General features: G+C 31.5%; 1 protein-coding gene. It reads left to right on the top strand.

Features of this window, described 5'->3' with window-relative positions:
- The first annotated feature begins 188 nt into the window (after positions 1-188).
- Positions 189-614 (top strand): hypothetical protein, encoded by a 426-nt coding sequence (locus A8L32_RS23215; RefSeq protein ID WP_075591660.1) that lies wholly within the window; start codon positions 189-191, stop codon positions 612-614.
- Positions 615-812 lie beyond the last annotated feature (198 nt).

Here is an 812-nt window from a genome sequence, read left to right as displayed (position 1 = left end):
GTGGTGCATTGCCTACATTTTGCAAAAGAAGCAAGATTAAACACTTAAGCTAACGTTCAAATTAAAAGGGAATTGATAAAATAAAAATTAGACGTTAGTTGCAATTTGGCAAAAAGGCAAGATTGAATGCATTTTGAAAATTTATATATTGACTAGAAATAATAACTTAAATATCCAAAACTAAAGTAATGAGAAAAATACTAATTATTCCAATTTTGCTTCTAATGACTCTTGCTTACTCGTGTGTAAATAATCAAAAACAAAAGATTAAGTTGACAGAAGTTTGCGGTGTATATTCAATTGGTGGGGCTGACATAGATGGAGGAAAGAATGTTCTTGATTCTTTAAAAGCACTTGATGTGTTAAACTTTAAGAAATCAGAATTCAATTTCTTGAATAATGATACTATTATTGTAGACAAAATTTCGGCGCAGAAGTTTTTCGGAGGAGAAACAATCTTTAAGTATGAATTTGTCAACAATAAATTGATACTTGCAAATAATGATACCAAAATTGAAATACCTTGTTCTGTTTCAAAAAACTTTAAGAATGTTGATTTAGAAATCGATTTCTCAGGTATAAAGAGAATAGGACTTATGCGCCTAAATAGATAAAAAACGACACCACAACACGCTAGTATAAAGCATATGGCGTCCGTTGCTTTCAGGGAGAGTAGTTCGCTATTTGAACACCGCCAAATCTTTTATTTAGTTTTAGGCATAAAAGATAAAAACAAATAAAAGCTTTGGCTCTGAAGCGGTTTGGAAGGTTTGGTTCGTTAAATCGCCATACGCTTCATCTAGCCAAACGTT

Origin of the sequence: Labilibacter marinus (genome assembly GCF_001659685.2) — a bacterium.
Classification (GTDB): Bacteria; Bacteroidota; Bacteroidia; order Bacteroidales; family Marinilabiliaceae; genus Saccharicrinis; species Saccharicrinis marinus.
The sequence above is the reverse complement of the archived record's forward strand: the minus strand, read 5'-3'. Positions and strand labels throughout refer to the sequence as shown.

Coding starts and splice junctions, on each gene's coding strand:
- A8L32_RS23215 (WP_075591660.1), top strand. CDS start 189: ATGAGAAAAATACTAATTATTCCAATTTTGCTTCTAATGACTCTTGCT.